This is a genomic window from Paramagnetospirillum caucaseum, assembly GCF_000342045.1.
Lineage (GTDB): Bacteria > Pseudomonadota > Alphaproteobacteria > Rhodospirillales > Magnetospirillaceae > Phaeospirillum > Phaeospirillum caucaseum.
Genome location: NZ_AONQ01000034.1, coordinates 1 through 18,738 on the forward strand (window position 1 = coordinate 1; position 18,738 = coordinate 18,738).

The window sequence follows — 18,738 nt, forward strand, 5'->3', positions numbered from 1 at the left end:
CTAGGCCGATCTGGAACGAGTTGGTGCCGCTGCGCCGTTCACCGGGCTCAAGGTCGGCATAGACCGCCCCGGCTTTGAAATGCCGGGTTTCGGTGGCGAAGGCGACCTCGATCAGGTCATAGAGATAGTGGGCGGCCTCCACATCGGCGGGCAGGCCGAAGAAGACATGGCGGACGAAGCAGGGCGTAGCCGTCCTCGCTGATCCGCAGGCCGCACGAATACATGACCTCGAAGCAGGTTCTGTGGATGGGGCTTCTTATGCAGCCCAGCAGACGGCGGACGTGCTCATCGGGAACGGCATCCGGCAGCCGCTTCTGTTGCGGAAGCCGAAATCGTCTTTTTTAAAAAGATCCCAATCCACATCGAGCGTCCTCGTGAAGAAGAACTTGATGCCGAACAGGGCCGTCTTGAAGGTACCGCGGGCCACGCCCTTGTCGACCAAGCCGACAAGATAGGTCCTGACATCATCTTCACCGAGATGATCCGGGGAGCGCCGGTAGTAGGCCGCCAGTTGGCGAACCGACCGTAAGTAGGCTCGCTGGCTTTCCGGCGCCATTCCCGCCAGAGTCATGTCCTCGATCATGCGTTCGCGCAATCTCGACATCGAATACTTCCTTCTGATGTTGATGCAGTCCGGGAAAATCCCGGTTCAGAAGGAATACCGCCAATCACGGCGAACGACGACCTGTAAGCCTGCTCCCCTCGGCGAAGCCGTTCAGTCCAACTACCCATTCGGGCAGTTACCACAGAACCACCCATTCGGGCTGCTTTTGGGTAGTTTCCAGCGGGTAGTTACCACCATGGTTTCCACCCCGGCTACCACCATCAACACCGCATAATACCTGACGTTTCTGGTGGTACGGGTGGTAACCCAGAATTTTGGGCTGTCGCTAGCGAAATGGCGCGCTGTTGCCCCCCGTATAGCGAAAGTGCCAGGGAGGACCCGTGTTTTTCCGGCGCAGGGTGACCCCCTCGGGAATCTGCGGTGGGAGCTCCATCCGCTTCGGCCCGTCCCATTTGGTGCCGTGACCGTGGTGGGTTTGGTGGACATGGTGGGTTTGCTGCCATACCCCGTAGGAAACTGTCAGACGATAAATATTTTTACAAAGAGAGATGCATGTCATGTGAGGGAAAAAATATATGCATGACAAATATAAGGAAGGAGCGAGGGCAAACCCACTACTCCCACCAAACCCACCACGAGGGAGATTGCCGCGATCTCTTCGGGTACAAGGGGGGGCGGGGAGAATGACGCATGGCGGCGGCTCCGCGTGATCGTTGATAGTCGTTGATGTGTCCGGCGATCAGAGCGATGGATGGTCCCACGAACAGAGGAGGCCATCATGAGCAAGCACATCGCCGAAACGGCCATTGCCGCCAATATCGACGCCCTGGCAGCTCTCTTGCGCGACATAACCTCGCGCATGGACGAAGCCACCGGCTATGTCCGCGACGGCCAGCGAAACGCTGCCATTGGTACCATCATCGATCTCGACCGCATGCTGGCGGATGCGGCCGCACTGCACGGGGCGGCACTGGCCCTGCATCGGAACACGCCAGCCTGATCACCTGACGCCCCGGTTTCCTCAACACCCCGACCGGGTCCATCCGGCGGGGCCCGGGGTGGTACAGGCGTGGAACCGCCACGCCGCCAACCCGAGGAAATCACCATGATCCAACTTTCCGATTCCCAACGCGCTATGCCGCCCTGCGCCATCCCGAACATGCCGCCACCATCGAGCGCGTTCTGGCCATTCCGCCGAAGCGCTTCGAACGGCGGCTCGTGACCTGGTTGACCGAGGCAGAGATCGATGTCCTGCTGGCTGCGCCGGACCGGGCGACCTGGACCGGGCGGCGCGACACGGCGCTGTTCGGTCTCGCCGTCCAGACGGGCCTTCGGGCCTCCGAACTGATCGGGCTGAACTGCGCCGATGTCCATCTTGGGGCCGGTGCGCATGTCAGTTGCACCGGCAAAGGGCGAAAGCAACGGATCACGCCGCTCACATCCGGTACCGTCGCGACCCTGCGGGCATGGCTCGCCGAGCGTGGAGGTCTGCCAGCGGAACCGCTGTTCCCGACACGGACCGGACGTGCCCTCAGTCGCGACGCGCTCGAACGTCGGCTGGCCGGATATGCCGTAGACGCAACTGCCCGATACCCGTCCCTCGCGCGAAAGCGGGTGAGCATGCACGTTCTCCGGCATTCAGCAGCCATGCGCCTGCTGCAGGCCGGTATCGACACGGCGGTGATCGCGCTCTGGCTCGGTCACGAACAGATCGAAACGACCCATATCTACCTGCACGCGGATCTCCGGATCAAGGAACGCGCCCTCGAGAGGACAGCCCCGATCACGACCAAACCCGGCCGCTTCCGACCGACCGACAAACTCCTCGCCTTCCTCGAAGCCCTCTGATTATGCCGACCCCTTCGCAGCGGTTTCCCCCAAAAACAACAGGTTCCGAACCGACATCGGCATAATCCGGGAATCGGCATAATGCGCCTGCCAGTTCGCCGCTTCCATGATCTCCGCGATACTGGCGCCCTCGGGCCGCCTCAGCAGGGCGATCAGCGCTTCCTGCTTGGTGCCGACGCGGGCCTTGCGGACGGCCTTCGTGCCGGGGACTTCGAGGCCCAGCGCCGCGAAGGCGGTGGCGGTGACCACCAGCGCACCGGCACCGTCCTCTTCGACCATCCCCTTGGCGGCAAGACTGGCGATCACCTTGGTGACCGCTCCCCCCTTGATATGAGCCGGCAGCGGCAGGACCTCTCCACCCTCGCGGGCGCAGGCGGCGGACAGGATACCGGAACAGCGACCTGATCGCGGCCAGTCGGGCGTTGCGGGTGCGCACGCCGTTCTGTCGTTCGTGCTCCAGATGGTCGAGGAAGGCGCCGATCAGGGGCGCATCGAGATCGTCGATGTCGAGCTTTCCCGGCGCCTTGCCGTGCCGCTCCGACGCGAAGATCAGGAGCAGCCGCAGCGTATCGCGATAGGATTGCACCGTGTTCGAACTGACATGGCACTGGCGGATGAGGCGGTCGGTGAAGAACGCCTGCAGGGTCGTGGCGAGCGCACTCATGCGTCACCCGCCAAGTAGCGCTCGAGCCGGTCGCCCGCCAGACCCAGCAGTTCCGGCGCAGCGGACAGGTACCAGTAGGTGTCGCCGGGATCGGCATGGCCGAGATAGGTGGACAGGATCGCGAGACGGGAGCCGGGGTCGCCCATCCGGTAATCGTCGACAATGGTGCTGACGGCGAAGCTGTGCCGCAGATCGTGGATCCTGGGCCGGCACGTCGCCGAGTGCGGCACGATGCCGCAATGATGCAGCAGTTTCTGGAACGTCCACTGCACGTTTTTGTAGCGCAGTCGTCTGTCGGCCGAACTGGTCAGCAGGGCCGACGTGCCCGCCTGGCGGGAGCGATCGTCGCGGCGCAGGTAGTTGCCCAGGGCTGCGACGGCCGTCGGGTGCAACGGCAATTCGCGGGACTTGCCGAATTTGCCTTTGCGGATCGTCAGTATACCATGAACTGCGTCGAAGTCGGCATCGTCGAGGCCGATCGCCTCGCCGACCCGCATGCCGGTTGTCGCCAGGAGGCCGATCAGCGTCCGGTACGTAGCCTGCGAATGCGATCCGCGCAGGATCGCCGTGGCCCGCATCAGGTCCGTGACTTCTTGCGGCGTGTAGAGATACGGCGTTGCTCGGCGCACCTGTGCGGGCAGAAGGTCGGCGGGCGGCACCTCGGTTCTTGGGTCGAGCGTGCGCAGGTGCCGGGCAAAGAGACGAACCTCGGCCAGACGCCGGGAGGTCCAAATCGCATCAGCCCCTGCGGGCAGGGTCGCCCAGGCCAGCGCCGTTTCTGTCCGTACATGGGTCTCACCGCGATCCTCGGCGAAGGCGACAAACTGGCCGAGAAGCCGCTCGGTCTTATCCAGCTTGTAGCCGAGGGCGCGCCGCAAGGTCAGATAATCGGCAAGGGCATTGCGCAGGTGGCTCATAGCGCGCCCTCCGGCCAGGGGCGCGCGATCAGGCGCAGGGTGTCGCGGTCGACCTTGGCGTAGATCGCCGTGGTCCCGACACGACGATGACGCAGGAGCTGGCCGATCTCCGGCAAGGATGCGCCGGAGCGAAGGAGCTCCGTTGCCGCCGTATGGCGCAGGCGATGCGCGTGGACACGCCCGATACCCGCGCGCCGGGCGGCGTCCGCCACGATAGTGCTCACGCGACTCGCGCCGAGTGCGTGATGGGGCGCAAAGTGCCGAACGAACACGGTCCGGCCCTGAGCGTCCGCCGGTCGGGCATGGCGCAGGTATTCGGCCACTCGACGGCCGACATCCGGCGGAAGGGGGAGCAGTTCGTGACAATCGCCATTGCCGCGCACGCGGATCGTGCCCGCGCGCCAGTCGATATCGTCAAGCCTGAGCCCGGCGACTTCGCCGCGCCGAAGGCCGAGGCGGACCAGCAGGGTCAGGATCGCCAGATCGCGGACACCAACGACCGTGCTGGCATCGCAGGCAGCGAGAAGGCGCCGCACCTGATCGGGCTCGAGCCCCTTGGGCAACCCGGCCAGTCGGCGGCGCAAGACCCTCGGAACGGCCGGGACGAGCGACCATTCCGTGACGCCGTCCAGATGCAGAAAGCCGAGGAACGACCGCAGCGCCGAGACCGTCAGCTTCGCCACGCCGGAGTTCAGGCACGGGCACCACGCCACCACGAAGGAGGTGACATCGGCCGGGGTCAGGCCCCCGAGATCGAGCTTCCCCGCCGCCATCCTGCGGTCCAGGAACGGGCGCAGGCAATCGATGTACCGACCGGCCGTCACCGGGACCAGGCCACGCTCCGTGGTCAGGAACCGCCGGTACCGGTTCAGGATTTCCCCGGCGGGGCCGTCTTCCACCGGTGCTTCGGCCGTAGGTGCCAACCCCAGCCCGCGCAGATAGCCAAGAATTGGGCCCAGTGCCTTGCGTGTCTTCAGTTTGCGTACGCCAGCGGCACGGCGGTCAGCCATGAATCGATCAACCTGCACCATGGACAAGTCGCCCATCGGGAGCTGCTGACCCTGCAACCAGCCACTCAGTTCGTTGAGCAGCTTGCGATGCTTCCAGATTGTGCCGGCCGCGTATCCTTGCCGCCGTAAATCCTCCTCGAGGCCATTAGAAAGGGCCGTGACCGGGTTCTTACCCCGTCTCTTTTTCGGTTCGATCAACATGAAGTCTCCTCGTTTCGACGTGAAAGAGGAGACGTTACCAGTCCTCAGCCCCGAGGATTATGCCGACCCAGACGCAACGGACTCGAGGGCATTCAGACGCTTACAGACCTACATCGGCATAATCCGCGCACCGAATGGGCCTTATGCCGACTTCGGCATAAGGCCCATTCGGTGCGCGGCTTTATTTCCGGTTCCCTGAAGAAGTCGCTGGGCCTTGAGGTCACCAGCGAAAAGGTCGAGACCGGTGGGCGAGTCTATCGCATCCGGGACTGCTGATGGGAAGCCGCAGCCCCGGCAACGGGTGGCGGCACGTCCCTTCACGGCTCTCTCAGAACCTCCGGGATGTCCTGCGCTCCGTGCAGGATGCGCAAGATTCTCGGCGGGACCCGCTGGGAATTGTAGACGATGACGTAGGGAAAGCCGGTGAGGGCCACGAAACGGTATGGTGGATCAGCCAAGTCGGGTCTAATCATCCCGATCTCCGGGTGGACGCCGATCCGTCCCGCCGTAGCCGCGACTGCTTCCCTCAAGGCGCGCGCAGCGGCGGGATTGTCCTTGGTGATCCAGCGAATCGCCGCCAGCAGATCGTTCCGCGCCCTGGGCGACAGCGTCGCGACGCTCATTGCTGGCTGGTCTCAATGATCTCATCGACCTCGGCCAGCACATCGTCCAGGGCAAAGTCACCCTCCCGATCGGCCTCGGCTTCCACCGCCGCCAGCATGGCGCGGAACCCAGCCCGGCGCTCCTCGGCCTCCTGCAGAAGGCGCAAGCCCGAGCGAACCACTTCGCTGACGTTGTTGTAGCGGCCGACCTCCACACAGGTCCGGGCGAAGCGCTCCAGTTCCGGCGTCAAACTCACATTGGTCGCCATGACGAGCCTCGAATGTCAAGCATTGACATAAGGTAGGTCGCCGGACGGTGGGATGCAAGAGGCATCGTCAGCGGGTTTTGCGTTCCCCCCGGCGATGCAGGCCGGGATGGATATCGAAGCGGTCGGCGGCTTCGTGGCCAGCCTCGTAGGCGTCGGTCAGCACCGTGCGTCCGGCCCGGCGGTCCTTGACCTTGAAGCTGATGCCCAACCGTTCCAGTTCGTCATCGACTACCGACGCCTTGATCGGCACCAGATCACGCCCGGTGGAGCGGACCATCGCCGCTTCGCGCTCCTCGCGCAGGGTGTGCAGCTTGCGGGCGATGCCGTGACCCAGGCCGACCTGGAACGAATTGGTGCCGCCGCGCCGTTCGCTGGAATGCAACTCGGCATAGACGGCGCCGGCCTTGAAGCGTTCGGTTTCTGTGGCGAAGGCGATCTCAATCAGGTCGTAGAGGTAATGGGCCGCCTCCACGTCGGCGGGCAGGCCGAAGAAGACGTGGCGCAGCAGTCCGGCCGGATTTTTCTCGATCCAGGTGCGGCAGTCGAAGAAGGCGGCGACCGAGGGGGCACATTCGTCGATGGGGCCGGTGCGGCGGCGGGTGGTCTCGATTCCGACGCCTTCGCAGGCTTGGCGGCGCAAATCCAGTTCGCTGAGCGACAGGCCGTAGCGGTCCAGCAGTTCCGCCACCTTCTCGGCGGCGGTCAGGGCTTCCTGTTCGGTGCAGCCCTGGTCGACCGTCTTGGCCCTGAGCGCCTGGATGCGCTGGATCAGGCGGTCGAGATCGGCATCGCCGTGGGATCCGGCGGGCAGGACCCGCACCTGACGGCGCAATTCCTCGAACAATTCCCGCACCGACGGGGGAAGTTCCCCCGTCGCCACCTTGCGGCTGATCGCTGCGGCGATGGCGTCCAGCGATGGTGCCCGCCCGCCCCAGCCGGAGCGGGCGCGGCGCTGGAGCGTTTCCATCATCACCGATGCAAGCTTGCCGTAGCCGTCCGCCAGATCGTCGCGCCCGCAGTGGCGAGCGAAGGCGCCGGTGGACACCGCTTCGATCAGGTTGTCGGAATCGGCCATGCGGCGGGCGAGGGCAAGGTCATCGTCACCGAGTTCGGCTTCGGCCCAGGCGAAGGCCAGGGCGTCGATGTCGCTGTCCTCGGGGCCGTAGGGAAACTCGGACGCTTGGCCGAGGCGGCCGGAGGTGTCGGTGAGGCCGGGGACCTCCAGCCCGCCATGGCGCAGGACATGGCGATAGATCGCCTCGGCGCAGCGATGGGGATTGGACAGGCCCTTGCCTCCGGGCCGGATGAAGGGCCGTGCCACCGCCAGGGTGGCGTCATCGAGCGGGGTGACGGCACTGACGGCGATGAAGGCATCGCTTCCCGGAATCGGGCACAGTCGCATCGCCAGCGTCAGCCCCGGCATCGCCGGCAGGGTGTCGTTGCAGAGGCGTAGCGTGGCGCCGTCGGCGATGTCGTCGAGCAGCAGGATTCCGGCACCGTCCTCACCCTTGATTCGCAGCAGGCGGAAGCGGATTTCCCGCAGGGCTTCATAGGCGTCCTCCTCACCCGGCTGCGGGCGGCGTTGGCGCAGCAGGCGGTCGATGGCGGTGCTGCCGCTGGCCGAGGGCAGGACCATCGCCAGATCGGCGGCCAAGGCCAAGGCGCGCGCCAGCACGGCTTCGCCGTCCGGATCGGTGGGATCAAAGCCCTTGCTCAGCCAGCCGTGGACGGTGGTCTCGACCTTGGCCCGCGGCGAGAATGCCAGCGCTTCCAGGGCCAGTTCCGTCACGGCTTGCCGCAGTCGGCGGGCCCGCTCGGCCAAAGGCAAGGGAGGAGCATGGATGGTCATTGGCTGTCGTCCGTGATTGTCGCCGTGTCGTTGTATCACGGAAATGGCGCAGGCGAAGCCGTGGCACAACGGTAGCCCAGGCTGTCGTAGCCCTTGATCCGTTTGCCGCTCATGCGAGCCAGCACCGGGACGAAATCATCGACGTAATCGTAAACGATCACCTCACGCTTTGCCGGGTGGAGGCGGTGCAGGCGGCCAGCATATTGAGCCAACGTGCCTCGCCACGCGATCGGCATGGTCAGGAACAACGTGTCGAGGCGGGCGTCGTCGAATCCTTCGCCGATATAGCGGCCGGTGGCGATCAGCACCCGCTCCTCAGTGTCGGCAATGGCGGCAAGCTGTTCCGCCTGCGCACGCCTTGCTTTCACGCCCAAGCCGCCGTGCAGAACGATGACATTCCGGGCGAATCGCGATAGCCGTTCCGCCAGCAGCAGAACATGGTCCTTGCGCTCGGTTAGGATCACGGGCGAGCGTCCGGCCTCCAGCGACTTCAGCACGTCGTCAAAGATCATGGCGTTGCGGGCATCGTCCCTGGCCAGGGCATTGTAGAGTTCCTGGATGGCCGGGCGGTCGGCATCCATCCCCGGCGGCAGCGCGAAGCTGGTGTGGCGGAGAACAACCCGATGCCCGAACGGACGCTGGGCCGCCTGCCGCTTTGCATCAACGCGGAACCGCACCGGGCCGCACTGCATGAAGATGATCGGATGGTGCCCGTCTTTGCGGCTGACGGTTGCCGACAGGCCGAGGACGCATTTCGCCTTGCAGCGCCGGGCCACCGCCTCAAAACTGACCGCCGACAAATGGTGGCATTCGTCGATGATCAGATGGCCATACTCGCCGACGATGTCATCGACCTCGCCCTTGCGCGCCAGACTTTGAATGACCGCTACATCGACAATGCCGGTGGGCTTGCGTTTGCCACCGCCGATCTGGCCGATGGATTTTGGCGGAAGATCGAGAAAGGTAGAGAGGCGGGCGATCCACTGGTCGAGGAGTTGCCGGCGGTGGACCAGAACCAGCGTGTTGGTCTTGCGGGCGGCGATGGCATAAGCGGCCACCACGGTTTTGCCGAACGCCGTGGTCGCCGCCAGCACCCCGGTGTCGTGGCGCAGTAGCGCATCGGCTGCCGCCTGCTGTTCCAGCGTCAGAGTTCCGACGAAAGAGGTTTCGACGGGGCGGCCGGCATGGCGTTCGTCGCGATAGTGGATGCCAATTCCCAACGAGGTGAGCAGGGCTTCCGCCTGATCACGGCAGCCTCGGGGCAGGGCGACGTGATGCGACAGCAATTCGGCGCAGCCGATGATGCGGGGTGTTCCGAAAGTAGGAAGGCGCATGGCCTGGGCACTGTAGAACTCGGGATTCTGGAACGCGGCCAGACGGACCAGGCGATTGACCAAGGCCGGGGGGAGGGCGGTGCGGTCGATGTAGACCTGATTGCCCAGGACCATGTCCACCGTTTCCGGCAAGGGGCCGCTGATCGGAGCCTCAGGCTTGCGCCGGGATGGCGGTGCCAGCCACGGTTCCTCGTTATCGTCGTCGATGGGCAGGCGGACACCGAGGATGCGGCCCTGGCGGCTGGCCTCGTCGGTCAGGGTGGAGACCTCCGCCAGCGTCATTTTTCGGACCCCCGACAGGTATTGCCATTGATCGGGATGGGGTTCGAATTGGTCATCCAGGAAGACGCTGTTGCCGGCCTCGCGGGGGCGTCGCTGCAGGGGCAGGGCGATCAGGTTGCCGAACCCGCCCGCCGGCATGGTGTCCTGGTTGGGGAAGAAGCGGTCGTAAGAATCGAAGCCGAGCTCGGGGGCGCGCTCCATGGTCTCGGTCAGGATGTGGGCACCCAAACGGCGGGCCAGTCCGGCCGGAACCGGTTCGGCAAAGAATATCCAGACGTGTCCGCCGTTGCCGGACCGGGATCGCTCCACCGCCGCCGGGATGTTCTTGATCCGGCAGGTATCCAGGAAGGCGGCGACGTCGTCCCGCCATGATTTCTTGTCGAAATCGGCGGCGAGGAACCAGCAGGTTTCGTCAGTCAGCATCGGATAGACGCCGATGATGAAATTCCGCCCGTCCGCTCCTTCGCCGCGAAGATGCTGGGCGATGATGGTATCGGTCACGGGCAGGAAGTGCCGGTTTGGGCAATCACCGCATTTGACCTTGGGCTTGCCGCACAGGCGCGGTACCCATTCGTTGGCGCAGGCCGGGGAGTATCCCGACTTGCCACTCTTGGGATTGCTCCAGCGCTTGGGGAAGACATCGTCGCGTCCTCGGAACAGCGAGTGGAACAGAGCGATCTTGGCGGCGGGGGGAGATGCGCCGGTCACGCGGGCCGTTGGAGATCGTTCGGTATCCGTGGCGCGACGGTTGGCTTCGCGGGCGCGGAGGCGGGTGAGCCTGGATTCAAGGTCGGCGCGTTCGGCATCCAGAGCCGTCAGCCGAGCCATGATCGCGGCGATTTCGTCCGCCTCGGATAAGATCATGAAGAACGGCGCGGGATCACTCCCGCTCCTGCCGTTCGGCTTCCGCCGTCAACAGTCGGATTGCGGCCGCCAGCGGGGGCAGATGTTCGCCGACGATATTCCAGGTCGCCCGCACGTCGGTACGCTGGTATTCGTGCCGCAGCAGGTTGCCGATGGCTGCAATCTGCCGCCAGGGAATGTCCGGGGCCAGTTCCTTGAGATCGTCGGGAATATGGCGACTGGCCTCGGAGATGATTTCCAGCCCGCGTTCGACGGCACGTTGCATGCCCCAATTGTCGGTATAGCTTTTGAAGCTGGCTTGGCCGATGACGGCTTCAATGCCGGAGATCGCATCCATGATGTCGGAAAGGCGAAGTAGGACGGTGCGTCCCATCTCAGAACACCAGCAGCGCTTCGGATTCGATCCGGGGCCGAAGCATCGGATGTAGGCTGGCACGGGTCATGACGTCGGATTCGGTGCCCAGGATACGGCTGACCTGCTCCTGGATGTCCACCAGTTCGATCAGGCTGAAACGGGGATTGTCGGTATCGAAGAAAAGGTCCACATCGCTGTCTGCCCGCGCCTGCTCGCGAGCGACGGAGCCGAACAGATACAGATGCGCGACACCGAAGCGGTGCAATTCCGCTTCGTGAGCCCGCAATGCCGCCATGACCTGCTCGCGATCCATGTCCATCTCCTCGGTCCGGTTGCGACTATACAACGTCGGAGCGGGCGGTGCAAAAGCGCCTTTGGCAGTGGGGATCAGCCCTGGTTGTGGGGAAACGGGCGGATATTGGAGGCGGGGGGTATGGATTGCGCCGCTTCGTCGCTGCTTCCCCGTAGCCGCCACCGGGAGATCCCGGAGACGATGCCGTCGGGGGTGATCCGCATGGTGTTGACGATGCGGCCCTGGTTGGCGGACAGCCACTTGCCCAGGCGCTTGCCGCTGATGGCGCCGCCGTCGCCGGCCACCGCCAGCAGGGCTTCCCGGAATTCGGGGTTGATGAAGTCCGCCCGGCCATGGAAGCTGGCAAGCTGATCGGTGGCGACATCGATCACCTCCTTGACCGAGACGCGGCGGCTGCCGAGATGGGTGTGCCATTGCTCGATCACCGTGGTCAGCGCCTCCAGCTTGGGATCGGCGCCGCGCACCTCTTCCATGGTGGCGCAGGGGTCGGCCTCGCCCAGCCAGATCAACCCGTCGCGGACCCAGCGCGACCACTCGGTGAAGGAGCCCAGCGGCGTGGTCTGCTGTGGGCGGCCGGCGAGGTGGAAGGCGCGCAGGATGGTCAGCGCCGCCGCCACGTAATCGCCGCGGGCGGCGGCGACCGTGGCGACCGGGTCCCGGTCGAACTCGCGCAGTTCGGGGCGCTCGACCCCGGCATCCAGGGTACAGCGGATGGCGCGCCGGGTCATGTCGCCGACCACGGTCAGGTTGTTGCCGGTGGCAAACACCGCCGCCGTGCTGGGCACCTCGATATTGAGCGATTTTCCCAGCAGGCGCACCTTGAGCATGGGCTGGGTCAGCACCTAGCACAGCAATTCTCCGCCAAGGCCGATCTCGCAATTGTCGATGGAGATCAGAGGATCACCGGCGATCAGGGCGGCTCCCAAGCGCTTTTCCATTTCTTCCTCGGTCTTGCCTTGGGCGATGACCGCGGCGGGGCGGCCCGAGGCGATCATGCTGGCGATGTCGACCAGCAGGGATTTGCCCGATCCGGCGGTGGGAGCGTTGAAGCCGTGCAGCGGTGCCGCCGGCAGCGAGCGGCGGATGGTGGCGGTCAGCATCCCCGACAGCGCCACCGCCCGGTCGGCCCCGGTGACGAAGGGAAAGGTCTCGATCACGCCGCGCAGGAAACGCAGGGCGGACAACGCCAGACCGCGATCCGGATGGGCAGGGATGGCGGGGAAGAAGCCCCCTTGCGGGTCGTACAGCAGGCCGGTAGCGGCATCATAGCCGGGCTGGTTCAGCAACGAGCCATCTGCGCGGAGCGTCGGAGCGTTGATGATGCCGGTTAGCACCGGCAGCTTCCACATCCCTTCGCGGGCGAGATAGGTGTCGGCGATGCGCAAGGGGCAGTCGGTCGATACCCAGTCCTCGGCGCGGGCGTCGAACCGTTCCCAGTTGGCGGCGAAGGTCATGGCCTCAGAAATATGGTGGCGGTTGACGACAACGAGGCGCAGGGCGCTGATCTTGTGCCCGTCGGTGATGGTGACGGCGGACGAGGCCGGGCGCACCACCATGCTGCCGCGCTGATAGAGCGGAAGGCCGGCATTCATCATCGCCATTTCGCCTTCACCGACGATGCGGGGCAGATCGCCGGCGATGATGCGGATGGTGGGACGGCCGGACGGTGCCCAGTCGCGCTTCATGCCCTCGTAAGGGTTCTGCCGGGGTGTGCGGGGGCGGGCGGCTTTGGGGCGTTCCCAGCCGTTCTGTTTGGCCATCCAGAACAGGGTGGCGACGCCGATGCTGCGGCCCGCCGCGAAGCCGGGCCACTTCTCCATGGTGGCGGCGGGATCGTTCTTGGCCGACTGGGCCGACCAGCTTTCCCACAGATCGACCCCGTCCGGCCCCAGGCCGGCATAGAGGGCGAAGCCGACCTTGACCCAGTCGTCGTAGGGCAGGTCGTCATTGGGGATCTGGGCCAGGGCGGACGCGACGGTCTCGCGGTCGGGGGCGGCCTCGACACCGGCGGCGATGGCGCCCACCGGAAGTCCTGCCGCCTTGCGCCCGGCGCGTTCGCTCCCCTTGATCTCGGCCCGCGTCTGGCCGCCGAGGCCGCGCAGCACCGTCTCGGCCTGGGCGATGAAGTCCGCGCATTGCTCGGCACAGATCTCCGGCAGATCGCTGGCGGGCACCTCCAACGGTGAGCGGTCGGGCCAAACATAGTCGGCCTGGGTATCGGGGTGGATGCCGAAGCCCACGAACTGCTGACCGGTGGCCAGGATCTCGACGCGGACGCTGGTGCCGTCGGGTAGCAGCAGTTCCGGGGTCTGGATCTTGTCGAATGCCTGGGTTGCCCGCATCACCAGCAGCAGCTTGGGGGCACGGCCGATGCGCTTCAGCGGCGTGTCGCCCAGTATGTCGCGGGCGAGGCGTTCGATCGCCGCCGCCGGTTGCTCGACCGGCACGTCGATGTCGATGCCGACGATCCCGCCGCACAGCAGGCCGGTATTGGTGCATTCGGGCTGCTTCTTGGCCCACCGACCGATTTCGGCCTCGTCGGCGGTGGCGCAGACGGTTTCCCAACCCCGCATCAATGGCCGCTTGCCGGCGGCCTTGATGGACAGGTGGGCACCGGAGATCGGCACGGGATGGTAGCCATTGTGCCGCAGGGTATGGCGCAACTCCGTCAGTGCCTTGGCTTGGTCGATGGCAGGGAGGACATCCGTCATGCGTGGCCTCCATGGACGGTGGCGACGATCAACGGCAATTCCGGCTGGACGGCGCGCAAGGCGTTGATCCAGGGAATTTCCTGTTCCGGGCGGGTTTCGACGATCACCGTGTTGACGCCGAAGACCACCGGCATCATCGTCATGGCGGCATAGGCATCGACCAGCGGCGCACTGGATACCACCGCCCCACCGCCGATGACCGAAGCCAGATGGCGCAGGGAGTTCTGGTGGTAATGCCCCGGCCCGACGGCCCGGTCGGTGTCGTCGGCGATCAGCGCGACGAATGGGCGGGCCGGTTCCGTCAGGGCCTTGAGGAACGGCTCTCCCGTCTGCGGCAGGATGATCAGGCGCAGACCGTTGTCGCGGACGGCATGGAGGAGGGGGAGCATGTGCGGCGCCCTGCTGCCGCTGCGGGCAATAACCGCATCGAGTCGCTCCCGAGTCATGGGGGCGCTCATTTGCGGCCTCCGGCGCGGGGTGCGGACGCCTTGCGCTCGACTTGGCGCTCACGCTCCAGCAGCCAGGTGCGGATACTGTCGATGCGGTACATGACGCGCTGGCCGACGACCGTGTAGGGCGGGGACTGGCGAAGCTGGCGGTCGCGCTGGGCGGTGCGCACCGAGATGCCGCGCTGGCGGCAGTATTCGTCCTCGTCAATGTAGCCGAGGAAGATGTTGGTTTCCGCCGGGGTGGGGGAGCTCTCCGTCATGGTCGATTCCTTTCATGCCAAGCGGCGCAACGCCGCGTCGGCAATCCAGATATCGCCAATCAATCCCATGAATTAGATGCATTAAAATGCCCATGAAATCATAATTTAATGGGGTTTTTAATGGGGTGTTTAATGGCCCCGCCGGGGTGGTCAGTGTTTCGTGGGGGTACTCTTCAGTTCGCGGTGAAGCTGGCGCAGGCTGTTCTCCAGCGAGACCGGTTTTATCTGGTGTGCGGTGGGGTGATTGCTCCGCAGCCACTCGGAGAGATACCTGCATTCCCTGGCAAGGCTGGGTTCCATGCAGCCTGCGCCAGCCCGGCGGCGCAGTTCCGGCATGATCAGAGTCTCGACCGAGGACGGGCGTCCCTGGGTGCCGCTGTACAGAACCACTGGAGGCTGGGGGATGGATTCCCCTTCGACAGGTTGGGCGTCATTGGCGACCTCTGGCGCGGCTGGGCAAGGCGCGGCCTTCGGGTGCCGTGCCGCGCGGATCTGTTCCATGATCGGATGGTCAAGGGGGATGTCTTCTGCCCGCAGGCAACGGATGGCCCGGAAGGTCATGCCCTCGCCTGTCACGATCTCACCCTCAATATCAAGAGTCAGGAAGGGCCAGTACCGGGGTGGGATCACTTCCTGCGGAGTGTCAGGGTGGCGGAGCCCAAAGGCAAACCACAAGCCCGCTTCCGCGTCCTTGATCATGGCCCGGTGAAGCTTATTCATGGCCGTGGACAGCAGCTGGTCATGCCCTTCCATGACCGTTTGGTAAAGCTCGTGGTCCTCGGCGGTGTTGTTCGCGTTTCTATGGTATAGCGCCGTTTCCTTGTCGCGGCTGTTCTGCCAGTGCTCCAATACTTCGGCCATGGTTCGCCCATCCGACATGACAGTGGTGGCGATCATGTGGTTGACGATGTCCTGTAGGGTTCGCCACTGAAGGGGAGGGACACGGCTGGCCATGCAGTTTCTCTATTCGTTCCATCTGCGGCGAGTTTGCTATTTCTTGCCCGCCATGTCGATGGTTTTGCCGACATGGTCGGCGGCAGCCCGCAGCGGTTCGTCGTAGAGGTGGGCGTAGCGCTGGGTGGTCTGCACCTGGGTGTGGCCCAGCATGGCGCCGATGATCGGCAGCGACGCGCCGCCGCTGACCAGCAGCGAGGCGAAGGAATGGCGCAGGTCATGGATGCGGGCGCCGGTGATGTCGGCCGCCTTGCACACCGCCGCCCAGGACCGCTTAACGTCGGTCAGCGGCTGGTCGCCGCCCTTGCCGGGGAAGACGTATGGCCCTTCGGCGGTTTCCCTGATCCGCTTCAACAGCGTCAGGGCGTTGGCCGAAACCGGTACCCGGTGCTCTTTCCGCTGCTTGGTGTGGGCGCTGGGCTTGGTCCACACCCCGGCATCCAGGTCGAACATCTCCCAGGTGGCACCCAGCACTTCGCTCTTGCGGGCGCCGGTCAGCATCAGCATGCGGATGGCGTCGGCGGAAACAGGTTCGTGGTGGGCCGCCAGCGCCGCCGACAGCCGGGACAGTTCCTCGGGCGACAGGTAGCGCTGGCGCTTCTCTTCCGGGTTGCGCAACTGGCCCGAGGCGGGATTCTTCTCGACCCATTCCCAGCGGATCGCCAGATTGAAGGCGCGGCGTACCACCTCGATGACGCGGTTGGCCCGCACCGGCGTACCGCGCTGGGTGGTGATGTCGCGGTGCAGGGCCTCGATGTCGGTATGGGTGACGTCCGTTACCTTGTGCTTGCCCAGGATGGGCAGCACCAGCTTTTCCCACATCATGGTTTCGTCGGCCTGGGAGCGGGCGGCCTTGCGCGGCAGGTGGTCGCGCTTGTAGCGGTCCCACAGGTCGCGCATGGTGGGGGCGGCGCGGTCGGCATGGCGCTCGCCCATGGGGTCATTGCCAAGGTCCACTTCCCGCTTCAGGTTGCCGGCCTCGGTGCGGGCGGCGGCCACCGACCAGTCGGGGTAGCTGCCGATGGTGATGCGTCGCTGGCGACCGCCGATGCGGTAATCCAGGATGAAGGACTTGGCGCCGCGATTGGTGACGCGCAGGCCGAATCCCTTGACGTCGGCATCCCAGAAGAAGACCTGGGGCCGGTCGCCTGCGCTGACCCGTTTGGCGATGGCGTCGGTGATGCGTTCTGACATTGGGCTTTTCCTGTCAACACTATGTCAACACACCGTATGGTGCCGTTTGACGTGACATTGCGTCGATTTACAGAGGACATCAACAGAAAAGCGCGGAAATACAGGGGTTGTAGGGCGAACCAGAAAAATATGTCAACGAATCAAGGCGCTAGATATAGGGCGTTGCATGGCTCATAACCTGAAGGTCGCAGGTTCAAATCCTGCCCCCGCAACCAAATTAGCCCGTAACTTCAATAAGTTACGGGCTTTTTGATTCTCGGGTCGTGATGGCTCGAAAGTCATGTCAACGCCATTGACCTGCCATGGGAAACCTCCTCCAGTCTGAAGTAGAGTCCGGCCCTGACAAGGACGGACGATATGAAGCGCAGCAGGTTCACGGAAGAGCAGATCATCGGCATCCTGAAGGAGCAGGAGGCCGGGGCGAAGACGCTGGAATTGTGCCGCAAGCACGGGATCAGCTCGCCGACCTTTGACCTGCCATGGAACTTTCATCCGGCTGAAAGTAGAGTCTCGGCCAAAGTTACGCCGTGTGGCGCGGTATGAGCAATGGGGCTGAGCTCGGAGCCCCGGAGGGGCGGAGAGACCGGCCCCATTGCTTTGAGTTTGGCGGCGTGGACCGCCGGGGTCTGGTATCCCAGGGCCGAATGGGGCCTGGTGGTGTTGTAGTCGGCCATCCAGGCCGAGATGACGGCGCGGGCCTGGGCCATGCTGGTGAAGACCGTCTCGTTGAGAAGTTCATCGCGCATGCGGCCGTTGAAGCTCTCGCTATAGCCGTTCTGCATGGGCTTGCCTGGGGCGATGTAGTGCCATTGGATGCAATGGTCCTGCGACCATTTCAGCACGGCGTTGGAGGTCAGCTCGGTGCCGTTATCGGAAACGATCATCCCAGGCTTTCCCCGCCTGGCGATCAGCGCCGACAGTTCGCGGACCACCCGCACGCCGGAGATCGAGGTGTCGGGAACCGATGCCAAGCATTCCCGCGTCACATCATCGACGATGTTGAGCACGCGGAAGCGCCGTCCGTTCTCCAACTGGTCATGGACGAAATCCAGCGACCAGCGGGCATTGGGCTTTGCCTCGACCAGGATCGGTGCGCGAGTTCCGATGGCTTTGCGCCGGGTGCGGCGCTTGCGCACCGCCAAGCCCTCCTCGCGATACAGCCGGTAGACGCGGGTGATGCCGGACGGCTCCCCTTCGCGATGGAGGAAGATGAACAGCCGTCGATAGCCAAACCGGCGGCGTTCCTGGGCAAGCGCTCGAAGTCGGAGGCGCAAGCTGCTGTCATCGGGCCGAACCGACCGGTAGCGGATCATGGTGCGATCCGCCGCGATCACGGCACAGGCCCGACGCTCGCTCATCTCAAATTGGCTTCGCAGATGGGCGACAGCATCCCGCTTGGCGGCGGGCCTCACCATTTTTTTCCCAGAAGATCGCGGAGCGCCGCCTCGTTCAGCATGGACTCCGCCAGCAGCTTCTTCAAACGGGCGTTCTCGTCCTCAAGCGCCTTCAGCCGCCGGGCTTCCGACACATCGAGGCCGCCGTACTTGGCCTTCCATTTGTAAAAGGTTGGCGAGCTGATCCCGTGCCTGCGGCACACCTCCGCCGTCGGCGCACCGGCCTCCTGCTCCTTCAGGATGCCGATGATCTGTTCCTCTGAAAACCTGCTGCGCTTCATGTCGTCCGTCCTTGTCAGGGCCGGACTCTACTTCAGACTGGAGGAAGATTCCCATGGCAGGTCAGAGGTAACGGCTTGCGGGCTTTTTGATTCTGCTGCAATTCGTGATCGCGCCGGCTCATAAAGCCGTCATAAAGAACGTTCCATAACTCCGTATGGAACCTTAACGCGCTTTGGAGCGATGGTCGGCATGACAGTCCGACCTTCCTCCGGAGAGCCCCCATGCTCGACGTCATCTTCCTGCTCGCCACCCTCGCCCTGTTCGCCGGCTGCGCCCTGTTGGTGCGCGGCTGCGAGCGTCTGTAGGGAGGCTGCCATGTCCGGCAACGAAGTCCTCGGGCTCATCATCGGCGGCATACTGGTGGTGGCCCTGTCCGGCTATCTGGCCTACGCCCTTTTCCGCCCCGAAAAGTTCTAGGAGC

The 18,738-nt window shown here is 64.7% G+C and carries 22 protein-coding genes and 2 pseudogenes; 5 read left to right on the top strand and 19 right to left on the bottom strand.

From position 1 onward, the window contains the following. Both H261_RS26865 and H261_RS13070 read right to left on the bottom strand, forming a co-directional pair. Positions 1-220 (bottom strand): DUF7168 domain-containing protein (locus tag H261_RS26865; protein WP_456095271.1); only part of this gene is annotated, 220 nt, incomplete at its 3' end. 36 nt (positions 221-256) lie between these two features. After that, positions 257-604, bottom strand: a complete 348-nt coding sequence (locus tag H261_RS13070; RefSeq protein ID WP_008618242.1) for a site-specific integrase — start codon at positions 602-604, stop codon at positions 257-259. A gap of 739 nt (positions 605-1,343) precedes the next feature. Here H261_RS13070 and H261_RS13080 point away from each other — a divergent pair. Both H261_RS13080 and H261_RS13085 read left to right on the top strand, forming a co-directional pair. Next, entirely contained in the window at positions 1,344-1,565 is a 222-nt protein-coding gene (locus H261_RS13080) for a hypothetical protein (protein WP_008618243.1), read from the top strand. 218 nt (positions 1,566-1,783) lie between these two features. Continuing rightward, entirely contained in the window at positions 1,784-2,413 is a 630-nt protein-coding gene (locus tag H261_RS13085) for a tyrosine-type recombinase/integrase (protein WP_008618244.1), read from the top strand. Here H261_RS13085 and H261_RS26070 read toward each other — a convergent pair whose 3' ends face one another. From H261_RS26070 to H261_RS13105, 4 genes and pseudogenes are all read right to left on the bottom strand, one after another. Then, positions 2,414-2,719: a DUF3489 domain-containing protein gene (locus tag H261_RS26070; RefSeq protein WP_235062928.1), complete on the bottom strand. Its 306-nt coding sequence runs from the start codon at positions 2,717-2,719 to the stop codon at positions 2,414-2,416. It lies immediately after the preceding gene. 127 nt (positions 2,720-2,846) lie between these two features. Further along, a pseudogene (locus H261_RS26075) lies at positions 2,847-3,077 on the bottom strand (site-specific integrase); the annotation flags it as partial. After that, positions 3,074-3,994, bottom strand: a complete 921-nt coding sequence (locus H261_RS13100; RefSeq protein ID WP_008618246.1) for a tyrosine-type recombinase/integrase — start codon at positions 3,992-3,994, stop codon at positions 3,074-3,076. The gene H261_RS13100 and the pseudogene H261_RS26075, both read right to left, overlap by 4 nt. Further along, positions 3,991-5,205 carry a site-specific integrase gene (locus H261_RS13105; protein ID WP_008618247.1) on the bottom strand — a complete coding sequence of 405 codons (1,215 nt, stop codon included), beginning with the start codon at positions 5,203-5,205 and terminating at the stop codon, positions 3,991-3,993. Before H261_RS13105 ends, H261_RS13100 begins: the two co-directional genes overlap by 4 nt. A gap of 171 nt (positions 5,206-5,376) precedes the next feature. Between H261_RS13105 and H261_RS26080 the strand changes: the two genes are divergently transcribed. Then, positions 5,377-5,481: a DUF3489 domain-containing protein gene (locus H261_RS26080; RefSeq protein ID WP_235062926.1), complete on the top strand. Its 105-nt coding sequence runs from the start codon at positions 5,377-5,379 to the stop codon at positions 5,479-5,481. Between the two features lie 41 nt (positions 5,482-5,522). On the opposite strand, the gene H261_RS13110 is transcribed toward H261_RS26080, so the two are convergent. From H261_RS13110 to H261_RS13165, 12 genes are all read right to left on the bottom strand, one after another. Further along, positions 5,523-5,828 (bottom strand): type II toxin-antitoxin system RelE/ParE family toxin, encoded by a 306-nt coding sequence (locus H261_RS13110; RefSeq protein WP_008618248.1) that lies wholly within the window; start codon positions 5,826-5,828, stop codon positions 5,523-5,525. Further along, the gene (locus H261_RS13115) at positions 5,825-6,076 is read right to left on the bottom strand and encodes a type II toxin-antitoxin system ParD family antitoxin (RefSeq protein ID WP_008618250.1); all 252 of its coding nucleotides are present in this window, start codon (positions 6,074-6,076) and stop codon (positions 5,825-5,827) included. The genes H261_RS13110 and H261_RS13115 overlap by 4 nt, the downstream gene beginning before the upstream one ends. 67 nt (positions 6,077-6,143) lie before the next feature. After that, a complete protein-coding gene (locus H261_RS23395) occupies positions 6,144-7,925 on the bottom strand; it encodes a DUF2786 domain-containing protein (RefSeq protein ID WP_008618252.1) in 1,782 nt (593 codons plus the stop codon). 35 nt (positions 7,926-7,960) lie between these two features. Then, on the bottom strand, positions 7,961-10,405 hold the full coding sequence (locus H261_RS13125; RefSeq protein ID WP_008618254.1) for a TOTE conflict system archaeo-eukaryotic primase domain-containing protein: 2,445 nt from the start codon (positions 10,403-10,405) through the stop codon (positions 7,961-7,963). 16 nt (positions 10,406-10,421) lie between these two features. Continuing rightward, positions 10,422-10,778, bottom strand: a complete 357-nt coding sequence (locus H261_RS13130) for a HepT-like ribonuclease domain-containing protein (protein ID WP_008618256.1) — start codon at positions 10,776-10,778, stop codon at positions 10,422-10,424. A gap of 1 nt (position 10,779) precedes the next feature. Beyond that, positions 10,780-11,073, bottom strand: coding sequence for a nucleotidyltransferase family protein (locus H261_RS13135; protein WP_008618258.1), 294 nt, complete (start codon positions 11,071-11,073; stop codon positions 10,780-10,782). A 74-nt stretch (positions 11,074-11,147) separates the two neighbouring features. Next, positions 11,148-11,915 carry a hypothetical protein gene (locus H261_RS13140; RefSeq protein ID WP_040476447.1) on the bottom strand — a complete coding sequence of 256 codons (768 nt, stop codon included), beginning with the start codon at positions 11,913-11,915 and terminating at the stop codon, positions 11,148-11,150. Next, the gene (locus tag H261_RS13145; protein ID WP_040476449.1) at positions 11,916-13,784 is read right to left on the bottom strand and encodes a PriCT-2 domain-containing protein; all 1,869 of its coding nucleotides are present in this window, start codon (positions 13,782-13,784) and stop codon (positions 11,916-11,918) included. Beyond that, complete coding sequence (locus H261_RS13150; protein ID WP_008618261.1) at positions 13,781-14,173, bottom strand: hypothetical protein; 393 nt, start codon at positions 14,171-14,173, stop codon at positions 13,781-13,783. Before H261_RS13150 ends, H261_RS13145 begins: the two co-directional genes overlap by 4 nt. A 65-nt stretch (positions 14,174-14,238) precedes the next feature. Next, entirely contained in the window at positions 14,239-14,493 is a 255-nt protein-coding gene (locus tag H261_RS13155) for a hypothetical protein (protein ID WP_008618263.1), read from the bottom strand. Between the two features lie 150 nt (positions 14,494-14,643). Beyond that, positions 14,644-15,390 carry a hypothetical protein gene (locus tag H261_RS13160; RefSeq protein WP_152426860.1) on the bottom strand — a complete coding sequence of 249 codons (747 nt, stop codon included), beginning with the start codon at positions 15,388-15,390 and terminating at the stop codon, positions 14,644-14,646. Between the two features lie 93 nt (positions 15,391-15,483). Beyond that, on the bottom strand, positions 15,484-16,641 hold the full coding sequence (locus tag H261_RS13165; RefSeq protein WP_008618267.1) for a tyrosine-type recombinase/integrase: 1,158 nt from the start codon (positions 16,639-16,641) through the stop codon (positions 15,484-15,486). Between the two features lie 357 nt (positions 16,642-16,998). Here H261_RS13165 and H261_RS23910 point away from each other — a divergent pair. Then, positions 16,999-17,112 (top strand): annotated as a pseudogene (locus H261_RS23910) (transposase); the annotation flags it as partial. 17 nt (positions 17,113-17,129) lie between these two features. Here H261_RS23910 and H261_RS13170 read toward each other — a convergent pair. Further along, positions 17,130-18,316, bottom strand: a protein-coding gene (locus H261_RS13170) for an IS3 family transposase (RefSeq protein ID WP_085988770.1) whose coding sequence is annotated in 2 segments (ribosomal slippage) — positions 17,130-18,064 and positions 18,064-18,316 — 1,188 coding nt in all. Because the reading frame shifts where the segments join, the coding sequence is not laid out codon by codon here. Positions 18,317-18,632: 316 nt separating this feature from the next. Between H261_RS13170 and kdpF the strand changes: the two genes are divergently transcribed. Then, entirely contained in the window at positions 18,633-18,734 is a 102-nt protein-coding gene (kdpF, locus tag H261_RS24845) for a K(+)-transporting ATPase subunit F (RefSeq protein WP_008618275.1), read from the top strand. Positions 18,735-18,738: the final 4 nt, after the last annotated feature.